At 71.4% G+C, this 16,516-nt stretch carries 15 protein-coding genes and 1 other RNA gene; 6 read left to right on the top strand and 10 right to left on the bottom strand.

Annotated features, from left to right (window positions below):
* Positions 1 to 269 precede the first annotated feature (269 nt).
* The 6 genes from ADX84_RS17275 to ADX84_RS17255 form a co-directional block, all read right to left on the bottom strand.
* Positions 270 to 695: an NUDIX hydrolase gene (locus ADX84_RS17275; RefSeq protein WP_049575651.1), complete on the bottom strand. Its 426-nt coding sequence runs from the start codon at positions 693 to 695 to the stop codon at positions 270 to 272.
* Entirely contained in the window at positions 688 to 927 is a 240-nt protein-coding gene (locus ADX84_RS17270; RefSeq protein ID WP_082206561.1) for a UTRA domain-containing protein, read from the bottom strand. The genes ADX84_RS17275 and ADX84_RS17270 overlap by 8 nt, the downstream gene beginning before the upstream one ends.
* 107 nt (positions 928 to 1,034) lie before the next feature.
* An RNA gene (gene rnpB, locus ADX84_RS25130) (RNase P RNA component class A) lies at positions 1,035 to 1,416 on the bottom strand.
* A gap of 44 nt (positions 1,417 to 1,460) precedes the next feature.
* Positions 1,461 to 2,096: a histidine phosphatase family protein gene (locus tag ADX84_RS17265; RefSeq protein WP_049575643.1), complete on the bottom strand. Its 636-nt coding sequence runs from the start codon at positions 2,094 to 2,096 to the stop codon at positions 1,461 to 1,463.
* On the bottom strand, positions 2,093 to 2,854 hold the full coding sequence (locus ADX84_RS17260; protein WP_049575638.1) for a zinc ribbon domain-containing protein: 762 nt from the start codon (positions 2,852 to 2,854) through the stop codon (positions 2,093 to 2,095). Before ADX84_RS17260 ends, ADX84_RS17265 begins: the two co-directional genes overlap by 4 nt.
* A 79-nt stretch (positions 2,855 to 2,933) precedes the next feature.
* Positions 2,934 to 3,806: a Nif3-like dinuclear metal center hexameric protein gene (locus ADX84_RS17255; protein WP_049575634.1), complete on the bottom strand. Its 873-nt coding sequence runs from the start codon at positions 3,804 to 3,806 to the stop codon at positions 2,934 to 2,936.
* A gap of 306 nt (positions 3,807 to 4,112) precedes the next feature.
* Here ADX84_RS17255 and ADX84_RS17250 point away from each other — a divergent pair, with 306 nt between their 5' ends.
* On the top strand, positions 4,113 to 4,934 hold the full coding sequence (locus ADX84_RS17250) for an alpha/beta fold hydrolase (RefSeq protein WP_049575630.1): 822 nt from the start codon (positions 4,113 to 4,115) through the stop codon (positions 4,932 to 4,934).
* Between the two features lie 85 nt (positions 4,935 to 5,019).
* Entirely contained in the window at positions 5,020 to 5,886 is an 867-nt protein-coding gene (locus ADX84_RS17245; RefSeq protein WP_049575626.1) for a deoxyribonuclease IV, read from the top strand.
* A gap of 70 nt (positions 5,887 to 5,956) precedes the next feature.
* Here the strand turns inward: ADX84_RS17245 and ADX84_RS17240 are convergent, their stop codons facing one another.
* Positions 5,957 to 7,255 carry an MFS transporter gene (locus tag ADX84_RS17240; RefSeq protein ID WP_049575623.1) on the bottom strand — a complete coding sequence of 433 codons (1,299 nt, stop codon included), beginning with the start codon at positions 7,253 to 7,255 and terminating at the stop codon, positions 5,957 to 5,959.
* A 63-nt stretch (positions 7,256 to 7,318) separates the two neighbouring features.
* Entirely contained in the window at positions 7,319 to 8,011 is a 693-nt protein-coding gene (locus ADX84_RS17235; RefSeq protein WP_049575618.1) for a helix-turn-helix transcriptional regulator, read from the bottom strand.
* Positions 8,012 to 8,193: 182 nt separating this feature from the next.
* Between ADX84_RS17235 and ADX84_RS17230 the strand changes: the two genes are divergently transcribed.
* Together ADX84_RS17230 and ADX84_RS17225 are read left to right on the top strand one after the other, a co-directional pair.
* Complete coding sequence (locus tag ADX84_RS17230) at positions 8,194 to 8,541, top strand: hypothetical protein (protein ID WP_049575615.1); 348 nt, start codon at positions 8,194 to 8,196, stop codon at positions 8,539 to 8,541.
* A 220-nt stretch (positions 8,542 to 8,761) separates the two neighbouring features.
* Positions 8,762 to 11,197, top strand: a complete 2,436-nt coding sequence (locus ADX84_RS17225; protein ID WP_049575612.1) for a Tex family protein — start codon at positions 8,762 to 8,764, stop codon at positions 11,195 to 11,197.
* A gap of 249 nt (positions 11,198 to 11,446) precedes the next feature.
* Here the strand turns inward: ADX84_RS17225 and ADX84_RS17220 are convergent, their stop codons facing one another.
* Together ADX84_RS17220 and ADX84_RS17215 are read right to left on the bottom strand one after the other, a co-directional pair.
* Entirely contained in the window at positions 11,447 to 12,190 is a 744-nt protein-coding gene (locus ADX84_RS17220) for a GTP pyrophosphokinase family protein (protein WP_049575609.1), read from the bottom strand.
* Between the two features lie 77 nt (positions 12,191 to 12,267).
* Positions 12,268 to 13,782 carry a carboxylesterase/lipase family protein gene (locus ADX84_RS17215; RefSeq protein WP_049575605.1) on the bottom strand — a complete coding sequence of 505 codons (1,515 nt, stop codon included), beginning with the start codon at positions 13,780 to 13,782 and terminating at the stop codon, positions 12,268 to 12,270.
* A gap of 217 nt (positions 13,783 to 13,999) precedes the next feature.
* Between ADX84_RS17215 and ADX84_RS17210 the strand changes: the two genes are divergently transcribed.
* Positions 14,000 to 15,379 carry an LURP-one-related/scramblase family protein gene (locus tag ADX84_RS17210; protein WP_049575600.1) on the top strand — a complete coding sequence of 460 codons (1,380 nt, stop codon included), beginning with the start codon at positions 14,000 to 14,002 and terminating at the stop codon, positions 15,377 to 15,379.
* Positions 15,380 to 15,549: 170 nt separating this feature from the next.
* On the top strand, positions 15,550 to 16,509 hold the full coding sequence (locus tag ADX84_RS17205) for an NADPH:quinone oxidoreductase family protein (protein WP_049575597.1): 960 nt from the start codon (positions 15,550 to 15,552) through the stop codon (positions 16,507 to 16,509).
* Positions 16,510 to 16,516 lie beyond the last annotated feature (7 nt).

The following is a 16,516-nucleotide window of genomic DNA, read 5'->3' as shown; positions in this document are numbered from 1 at the left end:
CGTTGCGGGTCCGGCCTCCGCCCGCGAGCACCGACTCCCCGAGGATCTCACCGTGAGTGCGGAAGGCCAGTGGTGCTGAAGTTCCGTCGGCGTACACCGACTCGACACGCGCCCGCCCGGAGAGGTGCCTAAAGTCTGAGCACCACCGACCCCCTGTGCCTCCCGCACCGCAGGTGCGGGCTTGAAGACGTAAAGAAACTTCTCATCACCCGGCTCCGGGCATGAAGAAACCCGGAAGACTCGGAAGTCCTCCGGGTTAGCTCCCCGCTCTACAACAGCTTCGTGCCATCGTGGCAGCGGATGAAGGGGCCATCGTCTCGTAGCGCATCCAGAACACGGACCAGCCTCGCTTCCGGCATCCGTTCTCGGGCTTCCTCCACGCTGATCCAGCGCGCAGTCTTCGCTTCTTCCGACGGCCGGGGTTCACCGGATTCGATCGTGCAAGCGATGGCCATGCTCACCACGCCAAGAGACATGTTCTTGTAGATCCCGATCAGCCGGCCCGGCCTGACCTTCACACCGGTCTCCTCGCAGACCTCACGAACAACCCCGTCTCTGGGGTCCTCGTGGAGCTCCAAGACACCGCCCGGCGGAACCCACCGACCGTCGTCGTCGCGCTCGATCGCGAGGACCTGGCCGTCATCGTTGAAGACCACGCCTGTGACGCTTACCGAATGCCGCGGAGTCTCAGTCATCCTGGTTCTCTTCCCACTCGTACACCAGGGACCAGGCATAGGCGTCCAAGACGTTCACGGTTGCCTCGACGTTCATGCCCTGCGCATCAATGCCGATCCGGGTCACGACGATGACCGGGAGATCCCCCTCGAGTGCGAGGAAGTCCGCCTCTTCCTGAAGAGGTCGGCGAATGGTGATCTCCTCGGTGAACCTCACCGGCCGGTGTCCCCGCTCCCCGAGGCGTCGGTACATCTCGGTGGGGCCAGCATCAGGAAAAGCGCCAGCTGACCGACCGGAGCAAACAGAGAGCAAACACGGTCGGCTCCCCCGCGCTGCGTCGCAGGTCAGAGACTTGGAGGAGAGGGAGTCGGCCGGTAAGCCGGATTCTGTCGGTCTGCGACCGGACGGTCATCCATCTGGGGCCGCCGTTGCCGACGACCTCGGTGCGGTCTACCCGCGGACTCGGGCGGGCCGCCCTCGAACATCCGCGCGGGAACCCGAAGGTTCCCTTTTTGACCTTGCTCCGGGTGGGGTTTACCTAGCCAGCCGGATCGCTCCGGCCGCTGGTGGTCTCTTACACCACCGTTTCACCCTTACCACCGCGAGCGGTGGCGGTCTGTTTTCTGTGGCACTGTCCCGCGGGTCACCCCGGGTCGGCGTTACCGACCACCCTGCCCTGTGGAGTCCGGACTTTCCTCGAACCCGCGCCGGGCGCGGGTCCGCGACCGTCTGGCCGACTCCCCCTCTGCGGCCCAGTCTAGCGGGCTCACGGGGGTACGAAACCCCTACTGGTCCAGGTGTGCGGTGTCGTTGAGGGAGCGCACCACCTGCGGTCCGTCCGCGTAACAGTCCACCTCGGTCAGGCAGGCGGTGTCCAGGTGCATCCGGTACAGCGCCGTGATCGGCGCGAGCACGGCCTGCTGGACAGTGACCTTGATCGGGGTGACGTGGCTGACCACCAGGACCCGGCGGCCCCGGTGGCGTTCCAGCAGGGCGTCCCGCGCCGCGCCCACGCGGCGGGCCACATCGGCGAAGCTCTCCCCTCCGGGCGGGCCCGTCTCGGGATCGGCCAGCCACCGGTCGACTCCCTCGGGGTCGCGCTCGCGCGCCTCGGCGAAGGTCAGGCCCTCCCATGCGCCGAAGTCCGTCTCCACGAACCCCTCGTCGGTCTCCACCGGCAGACCGAGGAGCTCGGCCGCGTACCCGGCGGTGTGCCGGGCACGCGACAGCGGGGAGGAGACCACCGCGTCGATCCCCCACCCGGACAGGCGCCGCGCGGCCGCTTCGGCCTGGGCGTGCCCCACCTCGGTGAGGGGGACGTCGCCGCGTCCGGCGAAACGCCGTTCGACGGACAGCGGGGTCTGCCCGTGGCGGAGCAGGACCAGGCGGGTCGGCTCGCTGTCCGGCGCGCCCCAGCTCATTCGGCGGCGGGGGCGTTGAGCCCCGACTCCTCGGTGCGCACCAGGATGCGGCGGCAGTCCTCGCAGCGGACCACCTCGTCGGCGGCGGTCGCGCGGATCTCGTTGAGCTCCACGGTGCTCAGCGCCAGCTTGCAGCCGTTGCAGCGGCCGTACCGCAGCGGGGCGGCGGCCACGCCGTCGTACTGGGACCGCAGCTTGTCGTACAGCTTCAGCAGGTCGGCGGGGATGTCCTCGCTGACCCGCTGACGGTCCTGGGTGACGCGGGTGCGGTCCCACTGGATCTCGGCGGCGGCGGTGTCCCGGCGAGCGGTGACCTCCGTGAAGCGGGCGACGGCCTCCTCGCGTTCCCCGGTCAGGCGCGTGATGTCGGAGTTGACGGACTCGGCCTCCTCCATGACTTCCAGAACGACCTCCTCCAGCTCGGCCTGGCGTCGACCCAGCGAGGCGATCTCCGACTGGAGGTTCTGGAGCTCCTTGGCGTTGGTGATCTGCCCCGACTCCAGACGCTTGGTGTCGCGGTCGGCGCGCGAACGCACCTGTTCGACGTCGCTCTCGGCCTTGCGCTGGTGGCGCTCGATGTCGGAGGCGCGGGTCTGGGCGGTGATGAGCTCGGCGTCGATCGCGTCGACCCGCTCCTTGAGCCGGGCCGCCTCGGCGATCTCGGTCAGGCTCCGGAGACGGTGGTCCAGACGCTGGAGCTCGGTGTCGAGCTCCTGGAGGTCGAGCAGTCTGGCCTGAGCGGCGGGTTCGGCTTTCACTTGGAGTCTCCTGGGAATCGCGGTTGGGAGGCCGGGGAGGCCGCCCGCGCCCTGTGCAGTTGTGGTCGTCGAGGGGGTACTACGCGTGTGGGAAGGTCCGTGACCAGGCATCCGTCACGGTGGTCGACACGCGGGTCTCCACGTTAGCCCCATTCGGGCCACCCGTGCGCCGGAGGGCGTCGGCCAGCTGGGCGGCGCCGTCGGCCAGCCACGGCCACTCGCTGGCGAAGTGGGCGGTGTCCACGAGTGCCGGGCCGCCCGCTTCCTCGACGAACTCCGAGGCGGGGTGGTGGCGCAGGTCGGAGGTGACGTAGGCGTCCACCTCGGCGGCGCGGGCGGCGCCGAGCAGGGAGTCGCCCGCCCCGCCCGAGACCGCGACGGTGGTGACGACGCGGTCCAGGTCACCGGCGACGCGGACGCCCCCAGCGGTGGCGGGCAGCCCCTGGGCCACCCGGGCCGCGAAGTCCCGCAGGACCATGGGCTCGTCCAGCTCGCCGACGCGACCGATGCCGCGCCGCCCCTCGGGGTCGGTTGCGTCGGGGTCGAGCGGTCGCAGCGAACCCGTGAGGCCGACCGCGCGGGCCAGGGCGTCGGACACCCCGGGCGCGGCGGTGTCGGCGTTGGTGTGCGCGGTGTACAGAGCCACACCGGAGCGGATCAGGCGGTGCACGATCCGGCCCTTGGGGGTGTTGGCGGCGACACTGGTGACGCCGCGCAGCATCAGCGGGTGGTGCGTGATGATCAGGTCCGCACCCCAGGTCACGGCCTCGTCGACCACCGCGTCCACGGGGTCGACCGCGAACAGGACGCGCTCCACCGGCTGCGCGGGGTCCCCGCAGACCAGGCCGACCGCGTCCCAGGAGGCGGCCCACTGGGGTGGGTAGACCTCCTCGAAGGCGGCGGTGACGTCGGACAGGCTGAAGGGCTGCGTGGTCGAGGTGCTCACGGGCACGAGACTAGCGCTCCGTCCGGCCCGACGGTCAACGGGACGGTCCCGCTGGATCGGCCGCCCTGGGTCGCAGCCCGGTCGGTGACCTCGGCGGGCGCGTCGGTGTCCGAACCCCGCCCCCGGAGAGAGCACCCCCCACCGTGCGCTGGCACAGGTCCAGGGACTCCGCGCTGGACACCGGGCACGGTCGGCGCCGAGGGGTTCGACGCCGCTTCCCTTCTCGCCGACCCGTCGCCCGCTCCTCCTTGTGGGCGCCGACGCGCGGCGTCTAACGTTCGGTGAGGACGAGGGAAGCGGGGCGGGTGCGGCATGCGGGACACGACGGTCGAACTCCACGGGCGCACGGTCGCCTACACGGACATCGGCGACCCGGCGGGGACCCCGGTCCTGTTCGCGCACGGCGCCCCGATGAGCAGACGCAACCTGGGCGACCAGGACGAGGCGTTCGCCGCCGCCGGGCTGCGGGTGATCACCGCCGACCGGCCCGGCTACGGCGGCTCCTCCCCCGCCCCCGGGCGCACTCTCACTGGCTGGGTCGACGACGCGGCCGCGCTCGCCGACTCCCTCGGCGTCGACCGTTTCCTGGTGGCGGCACACTCCTCGGGCGGTCCCTACGGTGTGGCCGTCTCCGCCCTGCTGCCGGAGCGTGTGCGCGGCACCGTCGTCCTGGGCGGGGTCACCGACTTCGCGTGGGAACCCGGCTGGGAGGGCTATTCCGAGGTCGAACGGGCCATGATGCGCCTGCCGGACGAGCGGGCCGCCCTGGAGTGGGGCGAGCGCCACCTCGGTTCCTCTCCGACCGAGTGGCCCGAACCCGACAGCCGACTGTTCGCATCTCGGTACGTCCCACACCTGGCGGCCGCGGCCAAGGACGCGTTCGCCCAGGGGGTGGGCGGCTACACCCAGGACTCCTGGGTCCAGGGCCGCCCCTGGACCTTCGACCCGGCGGCCGCGCACACCCCGTTCGTCGTGGTGCACGGTGACGCGGACACGATCGTCCCGATCGCGCACTCGCGGCACACCGCGGGCCTGGTCCCGGGAGCCGAGCTTCGCGTGCTCCCCGGGCACGGCCACGTCACCGTGCTGTGGGAACTCCCCGACCTGCTCACCGAACTGCGCGACCGGCCCTGACCGGCCCGGCAGCGTGACGACGCCGCGCCGAGTGGGACACCGCAGACCACGCCCACCCGCTGGTCGGCCCTAGAGTTGGTTCGCGATGAACAACACTGAGCAGAAGCGGCCCCGGACCCCGATCGGGGCGCACGTGCCCGTGGCGGGCGGCATGGCCACCAAGGGCCTGGCGTACGCACAGCAGATCGGCGCGGAGACCGTCCAGGTCTTCGTGTCCAACCCGCGCGGCTGGGCGACCAACGCGGGCGACCCGGCGCAGGACGCGCAAATGCGGGAGCGCACGGACCTGCCCGTGTTCGTGCACTCCCCCTACCTGATCAACCCCGGCGCACCCAACGAGGAGACCGCCGAGAAGTCGCTCGTCTCCCTGGAGCACGCCCTGCGGCGCGGCGCGGAGATCGGCGCCCTCGGCGTGGTGATGCACACCGGTTCGGCGGTCTCGGGCGGGCGCGAGGCCGGGCTGGAGCGGGTCCGTTCCCGGATCCTCCCCCTGCTGGAGCGGCTCGGCGACGACGTCCCGCCTGTGCTGCTGGAGCCGATGGCCGGTCAGGGCCAGGTGCTGTGCGCCACGGTCGACGACCTCGTCCCCTACATGGAGGCCCTGGACTGGCACTCCAACGTGGGCGTGTGCCTGGACACCGCGCACCTGTTCGCGGCCGGTCACGACATCTCGACCGTCGAGGGCATGCGCGAGACGATGGACCGCTTCGGCGAGGTGGTCGGCGCCGACCGGCTCAAGCTGATCCACGGCAACGACTCCAAGGCGCCCTGCGGCAGCAACAGGGACCGGCACGAGAACATCGGTCTGGGCCACATCGGCGCCAAGCCGTTCACGGAGCTGTTCCGCCACCCGGTGACCGCGGGTGTCCCCATCACCCTGGAGACGCCGGGCCCGGAGGGTCCGCACGCCGAGGACGTGCGGACGCTCAAGAAGCTGCGCGCCGAGGCCTGAGCCGCCGCCCCCGGTCCGGCCTCGTCGTGGGGGCCGGACCCTGGGGCACCCGAGGCGGGTGGGGTGGTGGTCATCGGTTCTCCTCATCGGATCCGGGCCGCGCGGCGGCCTCGGCCAGGGCCAGGTCCGCGCGGCGGGCGGTCTCGGCTATCACCTGCCGGGACAGGAGAACGGTGAGGGCCATGATCACACCGCCCAGGAGGAAGGCCAGCGCGAGGTCGATCCGACCGAGCAGGCCTCCGGCCAGGGCCCCGAGCGGTGTGACGCCCCAGCCGATCATCCGGCTGACCCCCGCGACGCGGCCGCGCACGGCGTCGGGGACCACGGTCTGGTAGTACGGGCTCGCGGCGATGTTGGACACGACCATGCAGAAGCCGGACACCGTGAGCAGCGCGAAGGCCGAGTACGGGTCTCCGACGAGGGCCACGCCCGTGAAGCAGACGGCCATCCCCAGGTAGCCGCCGACCACGGTCGTCCGTCTGCCGACGCGGGTGATCACCCGGTCGGCCGTCAGGCTGGCGAGGACTCCCCCGATCGCGGAGGAGGTCATGAAGGCCCCGAAGAACACGGCGGGAACCCCGAGGGCGCCCTGCGCGTGGAGCACGAGCACCGCGCCGCCCAAGTTCGCGCCGACCATCATCCCGGCGTTGCAGAGCATGTTGCCGCGCAGGATCGGATCGCCGAGGACCTGTCGGAAGCCCTCACCTGTGGAGCGCAGGAAGCCCTCGGTCCGCGCGGGCTCCCCCTCACTGGGAACGGAGCGGCTCCACACCAGCGGCACGGCGCACAGCAGCACCACGCACAGGGCGTAGGATCCCGCGATCCCCACCAGGGGCGCGACCGCTCCGGCCGCGAACAGGAACCCGGCGACCGGGCGGCCGAGGCATTCCTGGGCGACCAGTCGGCCGCCCTCCACCCGGCTGTTGGCCCGGTCCAGCAACCGGGCCGGGACCAGCTGGACCACCGCGATCCTGCTCGCCGGGTCGGTCACCGTCTCACAGCAGATCAGCGCGAACATCGCCGCGTACAGGAGCCAGACGGACAGGCTCCCGGTGACCATGGCCATGATCAGACCGGCCATGACCAGGGTGGCGACCGTGTTGGACACGACCATGGCGCGCATGCGGTGCACCCGGTCGATCAGGACGCCCGACAGCGGGGCCAGCAGCAGCCAGGGCAGGAAGCGCACGGCGGTGAGGCCCGCGATGAGGAGCGGGTCCTGGGTGAGGGAGACCGCGATCAGCGGCAGCGCCACGACGAGCATGCCGTCCGCCAGGTTGGTGAACACGCCGGCGCCCCAGAAGCGGTGGAAGTCCCCGCCGAGTCGTTCGGACCGGGGCGCGTGCGTGGTGGGAGGTGCGGTGGTCATGGGGCTCCTGAGTGGGGGGTGGATTCAGGTGGCACGGCTTCGCGGGGTCAGGGAAACGTGGGGTCAGGGAGACGTGGGGCCGTCGTCCTCGCCGCCCTTCTCGGATGCGTCCGCGTCGTCCGCGTCGGGCGCCCCGCCGAGATTGGGGAACAGGTCGGTGTGCAGTTCCACCGACTCGGTGTCGGGGTGGCTCCGGGCGGTACGGCCCTCGAAGCGGCGTGTCCAGGACCGGACGAACTCCTGGAGCGCTCCGGCGAACTCCTCGGTCTCCTCCGGGGTCATCCGCGCGTGCGACAGGGAGTCCTGCATGGCCGTCTGCCAACGCCGCACCACCGGGTCGTCGGGCCGTGTCCTGACCCGGTTCCGCCACTGGTCGAGCCGTTCGCGGCGGCCGCCGTAGTAGCGGTCCAGGACGATCTCGGCCGCCTCGCGGGTGGCCGGGTTGCGCAGGTGGTCGAGGCCGCTCATGCGCCAGCCGCCGGGGCGGATGCGCCACCAGCGGTCGCGGCGCCCGGTGTGGCCGGGGTCGGTTTCGACGAACCCGTACCGGGAGAGTTGGCGCAGGTGGTAGCTGGTGGATCCGCTGCTCTCGCCCAGTCGTTCGGCCAGGATGGTCGCGGTCGCGGATCCCTCGAGGGTGAGTTCGTCGAGGATGCGGGCCCGCAGGGGGTGGGCGAGCCCGCGCAGGGCCTCGGCCCCCACATCCATGGACGCGTGATCGGGTTCCGTCGCTTCCGGGTGCTCTTTCTCGTACATGACTGAACCGTACTCCAAAGACTCCTTTGCAAAAAGGTCTTTGCAGAGATTTCTTTGGGAAACTTTCGGCCTGCGGGGTTCGACCTACCGGGCCACCCACCCCTGAAAAGCGCGCCCATGGGCGACAATGGGCGCAACCCCGTGGCGGGACGGGACCCCGGAACCGAGGAGGGTGTCAGCTCATGGAGCCGTTCTTCATGGTCATCGGCGCGGCGATCGCGGCCGCCGGTTTCCTGGCGGGGCGGCGCACCGCCCGCCGCGAGTCCCGCCGAGAACTCCAGCAGCACCACGGCACCCCGCAGATCCCGGACCGCGGGCAGCGCACCCCCCAGCCCGTCTGCGGCTGCGGCCACAACCTGGTCTTCCACGACCACGAGACGAAGCGCTGCCAGACCCAGGTCGTCATCCCCGGCCGCTGGACCGGCCAGGCCAACTCGACCTATCGCCAATGCATGTGCCAGGGCTACCGGGGCCCGACCCCGGTCGACGAGTACTACGCCCCCGACTACCTCGACGGCACCGGACCCTGAGGCACGGCTCCACACCCGCCCCACGAGCCCCATTGACCCCGAATCCCACCGAACCACCCGAACTCCGGCTTCGCCGTCCGCCCCCGCGCGCCCCCGGGTCCGGGCAGGGGTGATCGTGCGGGAACCTGGGAGTGCGGACGGCGACGCGCCGGGATGACAACGGTCCCGCGCACCGCGAGAATGTCCGCGCACCGAACAGCCAGAGAGTGGACGTTTACTCGTGACGACCCCTGTGACACCCACGATCGACCAGCGCATCGCCGAGGAGCTCGGCGTGGGCGCGCACCAGGTCAGTGCCGCCGTCGACATGCTCGACGCCGGGTCGACCGTTCCCTTCATCGCCCGGTACCGCAAGGAGGCCACCGGAGCGCTGGACGACGCCCAGCTGCGCGCCCTGGAGGAGCGCCTGCGCTACCTTCGTGAACTGGCCGAACGCCGGAGCGCGATCCTGGAGTCGATCCGTTCCCAGGGCAAGTTGGACGACGCGCTGGAGGCCCGGATCAACGAGGCCGACTCCAAGGCCCGTCTGGAGGACATCTACCTCCCCTACAAGCCCAAGCGCCGCACCAAGGCCCAGATCGCGCGCGAGGCCGGTCTCGAACCGCTCGCCGAGGGTCTGATCGGTGACCCGAACCAGGACCCGCAGGAGGTCGCCGCCGCCTACGTCGACGCCGACAAGGGAGTGGCCGACGTCAAGGCCGCCCTCGACGGGGCCCGCTCGATCCTGGTGGAGCGGTTCGCCGAGGACGCCGACCTCACCGGAACGCTGCGTGAGCGGCTGTGGGAGAAGGGCCGTCTGGGTTCGGCGGTCCGCGAGGGCAAGGAGGAGGCCGGGGCCAAGTTCGCGGACTACTTCGACTTCTCCGAGCCCCTCACCGCGCTCCCCTCCCACCGGGTCCTGGCGATGTACCGGGGTGAGAAGGAGGAGGTCCTCACCCTCAACCTGGAGCCGGAGGAGACCCCCGAGGCGGGCGCGGACGGCACCGTCCCCCGCAGCTCCTACGAGAACGCCATCGCCTCACACTTCGAGATCGTGGACCGGGGCCGCGCAGCCGACCGCTGGCTCCAGGACACGGTGCGCTGGGCCTGGCGCACCCGGATCCTGGTCCGCCTCGACATCGACGTGCGCATGCGCCTGTGGCAGCAGGCCGAGGACGACGGCGTCAACGTGTTCGCCGCCAACCTGCGCGACCTCCTGCTGGCCGCGCCCGCCGGAAGCAGGTCCACCCTGGGCCTGGACCCGGGCCTTCGCACCGGTGTGAAGGTCGCCGTCACCGACCCCACTGGCAAGGTCGTGGCCACCGACACCGTCTTCCCGCACGTGCCGCGCCGCGACTGGGACGGCTCGATCGACCGCCTGGCCAAGCTGTGCTCCGCCCACGACGTCGAGCTGGTCGCGATCGGCAACGGCACCGCCTCGCGTGAGACCGACAAGCTGGCGGGCGACCTGATCAAGCGCCACCCCGAGCTCGAGCTCACCAAGGTCATGGTGTCGGAGGCTGGCGCCTCCGTGTACTCGGCCTCGGCGTACGCCTCCGAGGAGCTTCCGGACCTGGACGTGTCCCTGCGTGGCGCCGCCTCGATCGCCCGGCGCCTCCAGGACCCCCTGGCCGAACTGGTCAAGATCGACCCCAAGTCCATCGGCGTGGGCCAGTACCAGCACGACCTCGCGGAGGCGAAGCTGTCGCGCTCGCTGGACGCCGTGGTCGAGGACTGCGTGAACGGCGTGGGCGTGGACGTCAACACCGCGTCCGTCCCGCTGCTGACCCGGGTGTCGGGCGTGACCTCGACCCTGGCCCGCAACATCGTGTCGCACCGTGACGCCAACGGTCCGTTCCGGAGCCGCGAGGCCCTGCGCTCGGTGCCACGGCTGGGCCCCAAGGCCTTCGAGCAGTGCGCGGGCTTCCTACGGGTGCCGGGCGGCGACGACCCGCTGGACACGTCCGCGGTGCACCCCGAGGCCTACCCGGTGGTGCGGCGCATCCTGGACCGGACCGGCAGCGACCTGCCGTCGCTGATCGGTGACAAGAAGGCGCTGAAGGGAGTCCGTCCCGAGGACTTCGTCGACGACACCTTCGGTCTGCCGACCGTCACCGACATCCTCAGCGAGCTGGAGAAGCCCGGCCGCGACCCGCGTCCCGCCTTCACCACCGCCACCTTCAAGGAGGGCGTGGAGAAGCTGGACGACCTGGAGCAGGGGATGATCCTGGAGGGGGTGGTCACCAACGTGGCCGCCTTCGGCGCCTTCGTGGACGTGGGCGTGCACCAGGACGGCCTGGTCCACGTGTCGGCGCTGTCGCACAAGTTCGTGGAGGACCCGCGCGACGTCGTCAAGCCGGGTGACATCGTCAAGGTCAAGGTGCGCGAGGTCGACATCCCGCGCAAGCGCATCTCGCTCACGATGCGCCTGGACGACGACGCCCCGGCCCCCGGTGGTCAGGGCGGCGGTCGCGGCGAGCGCGGCAACCGTGGCGGCGAGGGCGGCGGACAGCCCCGTGGCGGCGGTCGCGGTGGTGAGCAGCGTCGTGGCGGCGGTCGTCAGAACAACGGCGGGCGCGGCAACGGCGGCGGGCGCGGCAACGGAGGACGGGACAACGCGCCGGCGGCCTCGAGCGCGATGGCTGACGCCCTCCGCCGCGCGGGCCTGGGCAAGTAACGCGCGCCGCCCCCACGACCGGGGCGGCACAGCGTGGTGAGGGGTTCCCGCTGGTCGGGGACCCCTTTCCCATGCCCCGAACGCGACCGCGATCCACGTGCGCGCGGCGCCCTTTGTTCAGAGGATGTCAGGGGGCACTGCCGCACGCCAGCCGCGTGGAGTTCGCAGGCCTCGGACACCTGGCGGCCTACAGCAGCGGTCGACCCGCGCTGGTCGCCCGCGCACCGGCCGGGTTCTTCGACCCGCCGGTCAGTCGGAGCGCTCGGAGTTGACCCGCTCGGCCAGCGCCCGCAGCAGTTCGTCGGCCAGGGGCAGCTTGCGCAGTTCCTCCGGGCCGGGCAGCGAACCCCTGACCCGGTCCCCCTGTTCCCGCACCTCGCCGTGCAGGCGCTCCATCGTCACGTCCAAACGGTTGGCCGTCTCGGCCGCCTCGCGGATCTCGTCCAGCAGACCGACCGGAACCGACTTGCCGTACTTGTAGTAGATCTTGTGTTCCAGGCTGGCCCAGAAATCCATCGCGATGGTCCGGATCTGGATCTCCACCGGCACGTCCTCTGTCCGGTCCGACATCCGCACCGGCGTCTCCACCAGCAGGTGCAGGCTCCGGTAGCCGTTCGCCTTGGGTGAGCGGATGTAGTCGCGCTCCTCCATCACCCGGATGTCCTCGTGCCCGGCCAGCATGTCGCGGATCGTGTAGGTGTCCGAGACGAAACTGCACGTGACGCGGATACCGGCGATGTCGAGGATGGACCCGCGGATCTCGTTGAGGTCGTAGGGGACCCCGCGCCGCCGCGCCTTCTCCATGATGCTGGACGGGGTCTTGAGCCGGGAGCTCACGTGCTCGATCGGGTTGTGGTCGTGGGTGTAGCGGAACTCCTCGTTGAGGATGTTGACCTTCGCCATCACGGTGTCGATGGCGAACTTGTACGAGAGGAGGAAGCGCGCGACGTCGTCGCGAGCCGCCAGCAACGCCTCCGGAACGTCTTCCACCACGAATCGACCCCCGTCACACCAGTACCAAACCCCGTAATCGAATGTTATCGACCACCGGAGCCCGGGGGGTGCGGGATCTACTTCGGTGCGAACGTCACCCCGGACCACAGTGCGCGCAGCGGGGAACGCTCCCCCTCCCTCAGTGAGTCCTTCAGGTCCCACACTCGGGCCGTGGTCGCTCCCGGCCGGACCGGGGCCCATCCGGGTTCGCCTCCGGACACGAAGGCGCTCCAGGCCGCCGTCATCCTGTCGGACAGCGCGAGGTGGGCGGCGTCCGGGGTGCCGTCGCACAGGAACCGGGCCAGTTCGCAGTCCATGTTGCCGAACGCGAAGGGCAGGTCGAAGGCGTGGCAGGCCCCCAGGGCGCCCTCCAGGACCCGGCTGCGCGCGGCGAACCGGAAGAGGTGGGCGCTGCCGCCCGCCGCCGCGTGCGCCTCGGCGACACGGGTGGAGTACTCGCAGAACATGGCGTCACCGCGCATCGCGACGTACAACTCGGCGAGGGACGCCTCGGGGTGGGCCGCGCGATAGACCTCCACCGCGTCCTCCCCCAGACCGAGGCGGTCGGCGGTGACCGCGAGCGCCGACTCGTCCTCGACCTCCACCTTCTGGCCCAGGCCGGTGAAGAGGGTGAACTCGTCGGTGTTGTGGCCCACCAGGAGGGCCACGTCGGCGGCGGAGCCCCGAGCGATCGCCTCCAGCGGCGGCTCGGGCAGTTCGGGGCAGCCGACCACGGGTCCGTAGCAGGTGAAGGCCTTGGTCCGCACTCCCTTGCCGGGCCTGCCGGCGCCGGAGAGGATCGTGTCGGTCGCCGCCAGCAGCTTTTCCGGCGGTACCTCGGCCAGGGCCCCGGCCTCCAGCGGCACCCCGACGATCTCGGCCACGCCCTCGGCGACCTCGCGCGCGGTGTCCACGGTGATCATGTCGCCGGGAACGCTGTGCGCGATGGCGCGGTGGAAGAGCCCGCGCGCCTCGGGTGAGGCCATCAGGCAGACCACCGAACCGGCTCCGGCCGACTCCCCCGCGACGGTGACGTCGGCCGGGTTCCCGCCGAACGCGGCGATGTTGTCACGGACCCAGCGCAGAGCGGCGACCTGGTCGAGGAGCCACCGGTTGTCGGGGCGGCCGGGGACGTGACCGAAGCCCTCGAAGCCCAAGCGGTAGTTGACGCTGACCACGACCATCCCGGTCTCGGCCAGACGGGTGCCGTCGTAGGTGGCCTCGGAGCCGGAGCCCACGATGTAGGCGCCGCCGTGGATCCACACCATGACCGGGGCCGCGCCGTCCTCGGTGCCGGTCCCGGCGGTCGGGGACCAGACGTTGAGGACCAGGCAGTCCAGGGAGGTGCCCGCGTCCCAGGGCGCGGTACCGATGAAGCTGGCGCTCTGCGGCGCGGGCGGACCGGGTTCGGCGCAGTCGCGGACCCCGTCCCAGGCCGGGGCGGGCGCGGGGGCGGCGAAGCGGTGTTCCCCAAAGGGTGCGGCGGCGTAGGGGATGCCCCGGTGCACGGTGACCCGTCCGTCCTCGGACCGGGGTGAGGAGGTGCCGCGCACCGGTCCGTTCGCGGTCTCCACGATGTGCTCGGCGTTCACGGATGCCTCCAGGGGGTCGGTACCACCACCTAACACCGTTAGGTTTGCGCGCGCAAGACCCACGCGAACAGGTGGAACCCACGAGGGCACCGCGTCGTCGAAGCGACGATAGGTTTTCAGCTGGATTATCCCGAATCTCCCCGCTGCGCAGACCCAACCGCCTCGCACCCAACCGACCACGTCGCCCCCGGGCCGACCGCGCCGGAAAGGCCCCCACATGCACGCACCCCTGTTCACCGCGCCCGTGTTGCTGGTCGAACAACCCCGCCGCCTGTTCGCCGCCGAAGGCCACTACGAGGTCCTCAGCGACCACGGCCAGCCGCTCGCGTACGTGAACGAACACATGACCGCGTGGTCGCACTCCCACCGGCGCAGCTCGCAGCTTCCGCACCGGTTCACGATCTACTCCCCCGACGGCCACCCCCTCCTGACCCTCGACAAGCCCTGGGACCGCGGCCGCCCCTACATCCACGTGAGCGGCCCGCACAACGAGCCCTACGGCAGCATCGTCCAGGACCGCTCCTTCCTCGGCTCGCGGTTCCGGCTCAACGACCCCCGGGGCCACACCGTCGCCGAGATCCGGGGCGACTGGAGGGGCTGGGACTTCACCGTCCTCGACCACGCCGGGATCGAGATCGCCAGGATCGGCAAGGAGCACCCCGGGCTGGGCGGGCGGTTCTTCACCACCGAGGACCGCTACGCGCTGGAGTTCGCCTTCGATCTGCCCTGGCCGCTGCGCCGTCTGGTGATCGGCGCCGCGATCACCATCGACGTGCTGCTGCACGAGCGCGAACCGGAGTTCTATCACTCGCACTACGCGGACTTCGGCCGCTACCCCGAGTACGGGTACCAGCCTCGCCACCACTGGCACCACCCCCGGCGCGGCTACGTGGTCACACGGCGCCAGCGCCGCCCGCTGGTGGTCCACACCTTCCAGCCGGTGCGCCGCCGGTCCCGCGCGACCTCCAGCGCGTCCGTCGGGGGTTCCCGGCGCGGCTACCGACCGCTGTCCAGTCGCTCGGAGGCCCCCGCGCCCCGTGCCACCAGAACCCCGCGGGTGGAGCGCAGAGGCGGGGCGGGGTTCGCCTCGCGGTCGGAGGCCCCAGCGAGCGGCTCCACCTCCCGCCGCGAACGCCAGGGACGCTCCCATGGCGGAGGAGGCACCTCCCGTGCCGCCAGGGTCAAGCGGGACGTGTCGGGGAACAGGACGGCCGCACGCGCCAAGGACGGGACGACCGGGAGCTCCGGCGGCTCCTCCTGGAGCCTGCCCATGGGGTTCAACCGTTCCTCGAGCAGTTCATCCCGCGGATCGTCCTCCTCGCGCGGCGCCTCGTCGTCACGGAGCAGTTCGTCGTCGCGGGGGACCTCGTCGTCCTCCTCGTCACGGAGCAGCTCGTCGTCGCGCGGCTTCTCGTCCCGCGGTTCCTCCTCGCGGGGCGGGGCGAGCCGCGCCTCGGGCGGGTTCCGCAGTTCCGGAGGGAGCGGTTCCAGCAGGTCCAGCCGGTCCAGCGGGGGCCGATCGGGCGGTTCCAGCCGTTCGAGTGGGGGCCGGTCCGGAGGCGGCCGCTCCAGTGGCGGTTCCTCTCGCCGCAGGTAGCGCCCGACACCCGTGAACGGGCCCCTCGTCCCCGGCGACCGACCGCGGGCGCGGGGCCCGATCCATGTTCCTGACGCCACACGCCCATGGAAGGGGCACACCCACGCCACATACCACCTGGTCGGTATGATGTGCGCCCGAGACCGCTCCACCATCAGGAAGGGCCCACCATGCGCGCCATCCAGATCACCGAGTTCGGCGGACCCGAGGTCCTCGTGCCCACGGAGCTGCCGGACCCGGAGCCGGGCCCCGGCCAGGTCCTGGTCGACGTCGCCCTCAGCGGGGTGAACTTCGCCGACACGCACCAGGCCGAGAACAGCTACCTGTCACCCTCCTCGCTGCCCATGGTCCCCGGCAGCGAGGTCGCCGGGCGCACCCAGGACGGGCGCCGGGTCGTGGCCCTGCTCAACGGGGGCGGGGGGTACGCACAGCGGGCGGCCGCCGACCCCAACCTGGCCTACGACATCCCGGACGACGTGACCGACGCGGCCGCGCTCGCCCTGATCGTGCAGGGCGCCTCGGCCTGGGTACTGCTGCGCAGGACCACCCGGATCGAACCCGGGGAGTCGGTCGTGGTGCACGCCGCGGGCGGAGGCGTGGGCACCCTCGCCGTCCAGCTGGCCAAGAGGTTCGGCGCCGGTCGGGTGATCGCCGTCGCGAGCACCGGGGACAAGCGCGACCTCGCCCTGGAACTGGGCGCGGACGCCGTCGTGGACTCCTCCGCCCCGGACATGACCACCGCGCTGATCGACGCCAACGAGGGCAGGCGGGTGGACATCGTCCTCGACATGGTGGGCGGCCGGATCACCGACGAGAGCCTGCACGCGCTGGCCCCGTTCGGCCGACTGGGCTTCTACGGCATGGCCTCGCGTGAGCTGCCCTCCCCGGTGAAGCTGCCCAACCTGATGCGGCACTCCGTCTCGGTGGGGGGCATGTGGCTGCCGCACGCCTTCCTGCTGCCGGGCGACGTGGTCGGTCAGGCGATGAGGGAGCTCTTCGGCCTGGTCTCGGAAGGAGCCCTCCGGCCGGTGCTCGGGACGATCTATCCCCTCTCCGAGGCCCGGCGCGCGCACGAGGACCTGCGGGCCCGCGGGACCGTGGGCAAGCTGACGCTCGACCCCTCGGCCTAGATCGAGT

The sequence above is a fragment of the Nocardiopsis sp. SBT366 genome (genome assembly GCF_001083815.1).
Lineage (GTDB): Bacteria > Actinomycetota > Actinomycetes > Streptosporangiales > Streptosporangiaceae > Nocardiopsis > Nocardiopsis prasina.
This window is presented reverse-complemented; position numbering and strand designations above follow the sequence as displayed.

Excerpts from the sequence above, each read along its gene's own strand:
- ADX84_RS17275 (WP_049575651.1), bottom strand. The coding sequence starts at position 695 with ATGACTGAGACTCCGCGGCATTCGGTAAGCGTCACAGGCGTGGTCTTC.
- ADX84_RS17270 (WP_082206561.1), bottom strand. The coding sequence starts at position 927 with ATGTACCGACGCCTCGGGGAGCGGGGACACCGGCCGGTGAGGTTCACC.
- ADX84_RS17265 (WP_049575643.1), bottom strand. The coding sequence starts at position 2,096 with ATGAGCTGGGGCGCGCCGGACAGCGAGCCGACCCGCCTGGTCCTGCTC.
- ADX84_RS17250 (WP_049575630.1), top strand. The coding sequence starts at position 4,113 with ATGCGGGACACGACGGTCGAACTCCACGGGCGCACGGTCGCCTACACG.
- ADX84_RS17245 (WP_049575626.1), top strand. The coding sequence starts at position 5,020 with ATGAACAACACTGAGCAGAAGCGGCCCCGGACCCCGATCGGGGCGCAC.
- ADX84_RS17240 (WP_049575623.1), bottom strand. The coding sequence starts at position 7,255 with ATGACCACCGCACCTCCCACCACGCACGCGCCCCGGTCCGAACGACTC.
- ADX84_RS17235 (WP_049575618.1), bottom strand. The coding sequence starts at position 8,011 with ATGTACGAGAAAGAGCACCCGGAAGCGACGGAACCCGATCACGCGTCC.
- ADX84_RS17230 (WP_049575615.1), top strand. The coding sequence starts at position 8,194 with ATGGAGCCGTTCTTCATGGTCATCGGCGCGGCGATCGCGGCCGCCGGT.
- ADX84_RS17210 (WP_049575600.1), top strand. The coding sequence starts at position 14,000 with ATGCACGCACCCCTGTTCACCGCGCCCGTGTTGCTGGTCGAACAACCC.
- ADX84_RS17205 (WP_049575597.1), top strand. The coding sequence starts at position 15,550 with ATGCGCGCCATCCAGATCACCGAGTTCGGCGGACCCGAGGTCCTCGTG.